6 protein-coding genes are annotated in these 8,414 nt (G+C 75.0%); 4 read left to right on the top strand and 2 right to left on the bottom strand.

All coding sequences use genetic code 11. The features are described from left to right. Nucleotides 1-27 precede the first annotated feature (27 nt). Both PYV61_RS16185 and nosZ read right to left on the bottom strand, forming a co-directional pair. On the bottom strand, nucleotides 28-618 hold the full coding sequence (locus PYV61_RS16185) for a hypothetical protein (RefSeq protein WP_275833447.1): 591 nt from the start codon (nucleotides 616-618) through the stop codon (nucleotides 28-30). 108 nt (nucleotides 619-726) lie between these two features. After that, a complete protein-coding gene (nosZ, locus tag PYV61_RS16180) occupies nucleotides 727-2,778 on the bottom strand; it encodes a Sec-dependent nitrous-oxide reductase (protein WP_275833445.1) in 2,052 nt (683 codons plus the stop codon). 266 nt (nucleotides 2,779-3,044) lie between these two features. On the opposite strand from nosZ, the gene PYV61_RS16175 reads away from it, so the two are divergent. From PYV61_RS16175 to PYV61_RS16160, 4 genes are all read left to right on the top strand, one after another. After that, the gene (locus PYV61_RS16175) at nucleotides 3,045-3,545 is read left to right on the top strand and encodes a DUF4149 domain-containing protein (protein WP_275833443.1); all 501 of its coding nucleotides are present in this window, start codon (nucleotides 3,045-3,047) and stop codon (nucleotides 3,543-3,545) included. A gap of 90 nt (nucleotides 3,546-3,635) precedes the next feature. Then, nucleotides 3,636-3,968 (top strand): PadR family transcriptional regulator, encoded by a 333-nt coding sequence (locus PYV61_RS16170; protein ID WP_275833440.1) that lies wholly within the window; start codon nucleotides 3,636-3,638, stop codon nucleotides 3,966-3,968. Beyond that, a complete protein-coding gene (locus PYV61_RS16165; RefSeq protein WP_275833437.1) occupies nucleotides 3,965-6,661 on the top strand; it encodes an ABC transporter permease in 2,697 nt (898 codons plus the stop codon). Before PYV61_RS16170 ends, PYV61_RS16165 begins: the two co-directional genes overlap by 4 nt. Before the next feature lie 26 nt (nucleotides 6,662-6,687). After that, nucleotides 6,688-8,414, top strand: a 1,727-nt coding sequence (locus PYV61_RS16160; protein WP_275833435.1) for a protein-disulfide reductase DsbD domain-containing protein, incomplete at its 3' end; no start/stop codon positions are given.

Raw genomic sequence — 8,414 nt, 5'->3', positions numbered from 1 at the left:
AACTCCTTGGCTCACAGAACGACATGGCTACGATCCGACTTCGTCAGCGCGAGCGCGGCGGGGCGCGGCGCGGGCCGCGGCCTGCAGCAGCGCCAGCGCCGCGAGCACGAACGCCGCGCCGGCCAGCACGCCGCCGACGTCGGGCCAGGAGTGCGCCGTGAAGTTGAGCAGCTGCTTCGACCCGAGGAGCGGCGGCTGGTACGCCATCCCCGGGACGCGGATGATCGCCTCCGGGTCGAGGTCGTGGCCGTAGTCGTAACCCCACCGCCAGAAGTCGGCGAGCCCGGCGACCCCCGCGGCGAGCAGCGCCGCGAGCCACGCCGCCAGCGGCCCCCGGCGCCCGGCCAGCGCCACCAGCGCGCCGGCCGCCGCCAGCCCGCCCGCGATCCACGGCATGTAGCGCAGCTCCGGGATCGCGTCGGGGGTGATCGCCTTCATCCCGATGTAGTGATTCAGCCCGTTGATGTTCTGCAGGTCGTTGGGCTTCAGCCCGTCCACCGTGTGCAGGCGGATCAGCATCCCGATCCCCTCCGGGTACTGCGGCGCCTCCAGCTCGATGCGCCAGAGCGGGAAGGCGAAGGTGCCGAGGAGCAGCACGGCCGCGAGCGCGGTCAGCACGCGGGAGACGAGTGGGAGTCGGGTCGGCATGGTCGATTCCGGTGGGGGCGCGCGCTGCGGGCTGCGGACCGCGGATTCGGAACCCGCAGTCCGCAGCCCGCAGCATCCTCAGTCGTTCGCCTTGTGCTTCGCGTGCGCCGAGGGGTCGGGCCTGTCGAACTGGCGCGCGCGGGCGATCTGCGACTGCGCCTTCCGCGAGGTGTTCGCGCTCAGCGCCACCGTCGAGTTGGCGGGCGACACGCGCGCGTACCCCGACATCTCCTGGTGCAGCGCCGAGCAGAAGTCGGTGCAGTAGAAGGGGAAGACGCCGACGCGCTGCGGCACCCACTTGAGTGTGCGCGTCTCGCCGGGCTGCAGGATCAGCTCCGCGTTGTTGGCGCCGAGGATCGCGAAGCCGTGCAGGATGTCCCAGTCCTGCTCGACGTTGGTCACGTGGAAGTAGACCGTGTCGCCCATCCGGATCCCCTCGATGTTGTCGGGGGCGAAGTGGCTGCGGATGGCGGCCATGTTCACGTGCACCGTCCGCCCCTCGCGCCGGATCGACGCCTCGGGCTCGCCCTTGATGCCGTGCGGGTGCGTGCTCTCCGAGAGCTTGAAGAACTTGACCTGCCGGTCCTTGATGAGCGACGCCGGGAGCGCCTGCGCGTAGTGCGGCTCGCCGATGGTCGGGAAGTCGAGCAGCATCCGCATCTTGTCGCCGCTGATGTCGATCAGCTGCGCCGACTGCGCCAGCTCGGCGCCCGTCGGGAGGTACCGGTCCTTGGTGATCTTGTTCATCGCGACCAGGTACTTCGCGAACGGCTTCTTCGAGTCGCCGCCGGGGATCATGATGTGGCCGACCGAGTAGTAGACCGGCATCCGGTCCACCACCTCCCACGTCCCCAGCTTCCACTTCACCACCTCGCTGGAGATGAAGTGCGACGTGTACGCGTAGCCGCGCCCGTCGAACTCGGTGTGGAGCGGGCCGAGGCCGGGCTTCTGCACCTCGCCGGCCAGGATCGCGTCGTAGCGCAGCACCGGGATCCCGTCGATCTCGCGCTCGAACGCCCTGGCCTCGATGGCGGCGAGCAGCTTGGTCGCCGAGTGGACCGGGATCACCGTCGCCAGCTTGCCGCCGGCCACGATGTACTCGCCCGTCGGGTCGACGTCGACGCCGTGCGGCGACTTGGGCGTCGGCAGGTAGTACACCAGCCCCGGGCACGCCTGCGGGTCGAGCATCCGCACCGACGTGCGCCGCTCCGAGGTCGCGACGCGCGACCGCTCGTCCATGTGGTTGTGGTAGTACTCCGACGGGAACGCCCGCGCCTTCCCCTCGGCGACGCACGCCTCGGCCTTCTTGTAGTTGACCGCGGCGATGTAGTCCTTGTCGGCCCGCGAGGCGTTCGTCTCGAGCTTCGTGAACGCCTGCTCCGAGTTGTACGAGGTGAAGAAGAACCACCCCTCCGACGGCCCCTTGCCGGCGTGCCCGAGGTCGTAGTTGTAGCCGGGCATCAGGATCTGGAACGCGACGTCCATCTTCCCCGGCTGGTCGGCCGTGATGAACGAGAGCGTCCCCTTGAAGTTGTCCTTGTACGAGTCGATCGCGACGTCGGCGTTCGTCCCGACCGGGACGCTGAACCGCGTCGCGCTCACCACGTACCGCCCGTCGGGCGTGGTGAACGGGGAGGCGTGCCCGCCGGCCGCGTTGGGGAGCTCGAGGATCTCGCTCGTCTCGAACGTCGTCAGGTCGATGCGCGCGACGCGCGGCGTGTTGTTGGCGTTGATGAACAGCCACCTGCCGTTCACCTCGCCCGCGGTCTGCGACAGCTCGGGGTGGTGCGAGTCGTCCCACGGCACGAAACCGTAGGAGGTCATCAGCATCGCCTTCGTCTCCTCGCTGTAGCCGTAGCCGTTCTCGGCGTGCTGCGAGAAGACGGGGATGTGCTTGATGAGGCGCCCCGACGGCAGCGCGTAGACGGCGACCTGCCCGCTGAAGCCGCCCGACATGAAGGAGTAGAACTCGTCGTGCTGGCCGGGGGCGACGTACACCTTCGACGCGGCGTCGCCGGTGACGAGGTTGGCCGCCCCCTTCTGCCGCGTGGTGCCGCAGGCGAAGAGGAGGACGCTCCCCGCGACGGCGGCGGCGCCGCCGAGGAGGAGCTGACGTGCGGTGGGTTGCATGGACGCGACTCCTGGCGCGCGGCGGCGCCGGGTGCGACTGGCAGGGGTGTGGGGTGCGCCGCCCGCGGGCCCCTGCGGCCCCGCGGCGGCGGACGGCCGCCCTGCGCGTGGCGGGGCGGGCGTCGGGTTTCCGCTATCATCATCGACATGTGCGGTATCCCGCGGTGTAGGCGGCATCGCGCGACGCGCGTGCGGGTTTGCCCGATCCGCCGCCCGGGATCCGCCGCTCGACGCGCGCGCCCGCCGCGCGGAGACTCCGGCGCACCATGCCCGCCGCCTACCACCTCGTCGTCACGCTCCACGTCCTCGCCGCGATGCTCTGGCTCGGCGGGATGCTCTTCCTCGGCGTCGTCGGCGCCCCCGTGCTGCGCGCGGTCGAGCCGCCGGCGCTGCGGCAGCGCCTCTTCGCGGCGCTCGGGCTGCGCTTCCGCCGCGTCGGCTGGGCGGCGATCGGCGTCCTGGTCGCCACCGGCGTCGCCGCGCTGCACTACCGCGGCCTGCTGCACTGGGACGGCGTGCTCGGCGCCCCCGCGTTCTGGCGCACGCCGCTCGGCCGCGCGCTGGCGGCCAAGCTGGCGGCGGTCGCGGTGATGCTCGCCGTGAGCGCGGTGCACGACTTCGTGCACGGGTCGGCGGCGGGGCGCGCGGCGCCGGTCTCCCCCGAGGCGCTGGAGGCGCTGCGGCGGGCGGCGCTGCTGGCGCGGTGGAACGCGCTGGTGGGGGTGGTGCTGGTGGCCGCCGCGGTGCGCCTGGCGCGCGGCGGCTGAGGTCCGCCGGTCCGCCCCTCCCGTTACCGCCCGCCGGCGCGTAACGGAATTTTCACTTGCCGAATTTTGCTAACAACGTATGCTTTATCCATGACCCATCAGAGTCTCGGCGAGTTCGAGCAGCTCGTCCTCCTCGCCGTCGTCCACCTGCAGGGGGAGGCCTACGGCGTCCCCATCGTCGAGGAGATCGAGCGGCGCACCGGGCGGAGCGTCGCCCGCGCCGCCGTCTACGTCACCCTACGGCGGCTCGAGGAGAAAGGGTTCGTCACCTCCTGGATGGGCGACCCGACCCCCGAGCGCGGGGGAAAGGGGCGCCGCTACGTGCGGATCGAGGCCGAGGGGGCGCGGGCCCTCCGGGAGGCGCGCCACGTCGCCGACAGCATGTGGCACGGGCTCGATCCGGCGTCGCTGAGGGTCCGGTGAGCCCCGCCCCCGCGCCCCCGGCCCTGCTGCGCGCCCTCCTGCGCCGCGTCGTCCCCCTCGACGAGCGCAACGCGGTCGACGGCGACATGTACGAGCTCTACGCCGCGCGCCACGCCGACGAGGGGCCCGGGGCGGCCGCGCGCTGGTACCGGCGCGAGACGCTGTCCCTCGCGCTGCGCTTCGCCGTCGACCGGGTCGGGCGCGTCCTGCGGAGCCTGGCCAACGGCGGCGCCACGCCGTCGGGGCTCGACATCAAGCTCGGCGCGCGGCTGCTCGCCAAGTCGCCGGGGCTCGCCCTCGTCGGCGGGCTGGCGATGGCCGTCGCCGTCGCCCTGGGCGCGGGCGGGTACGCCGCCGTCAACTCGTACTTCTATCCCGAGCTGCCGCTGGCCGAGGGCGACCGCGTCGTGGCGCTCGGCAAGTTCGACCAGCGCCGCGAGTTCGAGGACGAGCAGCTGCTGCACGACTTCCTGGTCTGGAAGCGCGAGCTGCGCGCGGTCGTGGACGTCGGCGCCTTCCGCACCATCCAGCGCAACCTCGCCACGTCGGCCGGGCCCGGGGAGCCGATCACGCTCGCCGAGATGAGCGCCGCGGGGTTCCGCGTGGCGCGCGTCCGCCCGCTCGCCGGCCGCACCCTGGTCGACGACGACGAGCGCCCGGGCGCGCCGCTGGCGATGGTGATCGGCTACGACGTCTGGCACTCGCGCTTCCTCGGCGACCCGCAGATCGTCGGGCGCGAGCTGCGCGTCGGCCGCGACGTCTACACCGTCGTCGGCGTCATGCCGCAGGGCTTCGCCTTCCCCGTCAACCACCAGTACTGGGTCCCGTTCCGCCTCGACGCGGGGACGGCGGTCGCGCCGGGGATGGGGCCGAAGCTCGACGTCTTCGCCCGCCTCGCCCCGGGCGCGACCAAGCAGTCCGCGCAGGCGGAGCTGGGCGCGCTCGGCCGGCGGCTCGCCGCGGAGGGGCCGGCGGCGCTCGCGCAGCTGGAGTCGCGCGTCGTGCCGTACGTCGACATCATGATGAACGGCGAGGCCGACGGCACGAGCCAGGCGATGGCGCTGGCGCGCTTCGTCCTCGGGCTGCTCCTCGTGGTCGTCGCGCTGAACGTGGCGGTGCTCGTCTACGCCCGCACCGTCACGCGCACCGGCGAGATCGCCGTGCGCACGGCGCTCGGCGCCCGGCGCGCGCGGATCGTGACGCAGCTCTTCGCCGAGGCGCTCGTCCTCTCGGTGCTGTCGGCGGCGGCGGGGCTGGGGCTGGCCGCCGTCGGGCTGGAGATGCTCGACCGCTACCTGGAGAACGCCTCCGGCGGGCGCCCGCCGTTCTGGATGGACCCCGGCCTCTCCGCGGGGACGGTGCTGTACGCGCTCGGCCTCGCGGTGCTCAGCGCCGTGATCATCGGCGCCTTCCCCGCGCTGCGCGCCACCGGCCGGCAGCTGCGCGCGTCGATGGGGAGCCTGGGGAGCGGCGCGCGGGCGCGGCTCGGCGGCACGTGGACGGCGCTCATCGTCGCGCAGGTCGCGGTCGCGGTCGCGGTGCTCCCGGCGGCGCTCCGGCAGGGCGGCGGGCTGCTGCGCGGGGCGACCGTGGAGCCCGGGTTCGCGCCCGCCGAGTACGTGGCGACGCAGTTCGGCGTCGGGCAGGACATGTACGCCAGCATGGGGATGCGGACGGACAGCGCGCGGGCCGACAGCGTGCGGGCGATCGCCGCCGCGCTGCTCGCGCGCCTCGAGACCGAGCCGGCGGTGCGCGGCGTGACGGTCACCAACTCCGAGCCGTGGAGCGGCGGCCAGGCCATGGTGGAGTCGGACGACGCGGGCCGGGAGCCGCAGCTCGTCCGCGTCCTGCAGATCGACTCGGGCTACTTCCCCCTGTTCGACGTGCCGGTGGTCGCCGGGCGCAACTTCGTGCCGGCGGACGCCGCCCTCGACTGGGACGCGCGGCCGGTGATCGTCAACCGCAGCTTCGTGGACGAGGTGCTGGGCGGCCGCGACCCGGTCGGGCGCCGCGTGCGCAACCGGGGCTACGGCGCCGACGTGAACCCGTGGCACGTGGTCGTCGGCGTCGTCGACGACTTCCCGACCGAGGCCGAGGGGCTCGGGCCGACCATCCGCCCGCGGATGTTCCGCCCCGCGGCGGCCGGGGAGGGCGGCAGCGGCGGGCTGCTCACGGTGCGGCTGCGCGGGCAGTCCCCGGAGGCGTTCGCGCCGACGCTGCGGCGGATCGCCGCGTCCGTCGACCCGACGCTGCAGCTCTCCGCCCCGCAGTCGCTGTACGCGCTGTACCGCGAGGACGCGCAGGGCGCGCTGCAGGTGGCGCTCGTCATCGCGCTCGTCGCCGGGAGCGTGCTCCTCCTCTCGGCGGCGGGGATCCACGCGATGATGTCGTTCACCGTGAACCAGCGGCGGCGCGAGATCGGGATCCGCGCGGCGCTCGGCGCCCCGGCGCGCCGCATCCTCGGGGGCGTGCTCGCCCGCGCCGCGCGCCAGCTCGCGATCGGCGTCGGCGTCGGCCTCGCGGCGGCGGGGGCGCCCGACGCGGCCGCCGGCGGCGAGCTGCTCGGCGGCACGGGCGTCCTGCTCGTCCCCGGCACCGCCGCGTTCATGCTCGTCGTCGGCCTCCTCGCCGCCGCCGGTCCGGCGCGCCGCGGCCTCCGCGTCCAGCCCACCGAGGCGCTGCGCGCCGAGTGATCGGCATCCTCCCGACGAGACTTCCCATGCTGCACCGCATCACCGGCGCCGTCCTGGGCGCGCTCGCCCTCGCCGGCGCGCCGGCCGCCGCGCAACCGGCGCTCGCGCGCGCCACCGAGAACCGCCCCGTCGAGATCGAGCTGCGCAGCGCCGCGCGCGTGCTCGTCCCCGGCGAGACGGCGCACGTCGCGATCCGCCTCCGCCCCGACTCCGGGTGGCACGCGTACTGGCGGCACGCCGGCGACGTCGGGAGCCCGCCGTCGATCGACTGGGTGCTCCCCGACGGGTACACCGCGGCGCCGCTGCGCTGGCCCGCGCCGGAGCTCATCGCGTCGCCGCCGCTCGCCAGCTACGGCTACGAGCGCGAGGTGCACCTGCTCGGCGCCGTCCGCGTGCCGCCCGACGCGCGCGTCGGCTCCACCGCGACGCTCGCCGGCACGGTGACGTGGGTGGTGTGCAAAGTGGAGTGCGTGGCCGACGAGGTGGACGTCGCGCTGACGCTGCCGGTGGGCGCGGCCGCCGCCGCCGACACGGCCGCCGTCCGCGCGTTCGCGGCGGAGGACGCGCGCGTGCCGCTGCGCCGCGCCGACTGGACCTTCCGCTCGGCGGTGGACGGCGACGCGGTGGTGCTCCGCGTCCGCCCGCCCGAGGGGACGGCGCTGCCGGCGGGCGGCGACGCGGCGCGCGTGCGCTTCTTCGTCGACACGGCCGGCGTCATCGACCACGCGGCGCCGCCCGCGGTGCGCGCGGACGGCGGGGAGCTGGAGCTGCGGCTCGCGCGCTCGCAGTTCGCCAGCGGCGACCCGACGCGGCTGACGGGCGTGCTGGCGATCGCGGACGCGCCGGGCGCGGCGGACGGACGGCTGGTGGTCGAGGTGGACGCGCCGGTGGTGAGCGCGGCGCAGCTCGCGTCGGCCGGCGGGGGCGCGGGCGCCGGCTCCGCGCTCGACGCCGGCGGGTGGGTCGCGCTGGCGACGGCGGGGCTGCTGGCGCTGCTCGGCGGGACGCTGCTCAACCTGATGCCGTGCGTCCTCCCGGTGCTGTCGATCAAGGCGCTGGGCGTCGCCGAGGCGGCGGCGCGGGACGCGCGCACCGCGCGGCGCCACGCGCTGCTGTTCGGCGCCGGCGTGCTGGCGTCGATGTGGGCGCTGGTCGGCGTGCTGCTCGCGCTGCGCGCCGCCGGTGCCGAGGTCGGGTGGGGCTACCAGCTCCAGAGCCCCCTGGTGGTCGGCGGGCTCGCGCTGCTCGTGTTCGCGGCCGCGCTCAACATGGCCGGCGTCTTCGAGCTCGGGCCGGTGGGGGGCACGCTGTCGGTGGCCGCGGGGCGCACGCCGCCGGCGGCCGAGGCGTTCCTGAGCGGGGTGCTCGTGACCGCGCTCGCGACGCCGTGCTCGGCGCCGTTCCTCGCCGCCGCGGTCGCGTACGGCGTCGCCGGCGGCGCGGCGAGCGCGGTCGTCGTCTTCACCATGCTCGGCCTCGGGCTGGTGTGGCCGCTGGCGCTCGTCGCCGCGTCGCCGCACGCGCGCCGGTGGCTGCCGCGGCCCGGCGCGTGGATGGTGACGCTGCGGCAGGCGCTCGCCTTCCCGCTGCTCGCCACCGTCGTGTGGCTGGCGTGGGTGCTCGGCCGGCAGGCCGGCACCGACGCGGTGGCGGCGCTGCTCGGCGCGCTCACCCTGCTCGCCTTCGGGCTGTGGGCGCTCGGGCGCTTCGGGACGCCGGTCGCGTCGGCCGGCAGCCGGCGCGCGGCGCGCGG

It is taken from the genome of Roseisolibacter sp. H3M3-2 (genome assembly GCF_029211165.1).
Classification (GTDB): domain Bacteria; phylum Gemmatimonadota; class Gemmatimonadetes; order Gemmatimonadales; family Gemmatimonadaceae; genus Roseisolibacter.
This window is presented reverse-complemented; position numbering and strand designations above follow the sequence as displayed.

Coding starts and splice junctions, on each gene's coding strand:
- nosZ (WP_275833445.1), bottom strand. CDS start 2,778: ATGCAACCCACCGCACGTCAGCTCCTCCTCGGCGGCGCCGCCGCCGTC.
- PYV61_RS16175 (WP_275833443.1), top strand. CDS start 3,045: ATGCCCGCCGCCTACCACCTCGTCGTCACGCTCCACGTCCTCGCCGCG.
- PYV61_RS16170 (WP_275833440.1), top strand. CDS start 3,636: ATGACCCATCAGAGTCTCGGCGAGTTCGAGCAGCTCGTCCTCCTCGCC.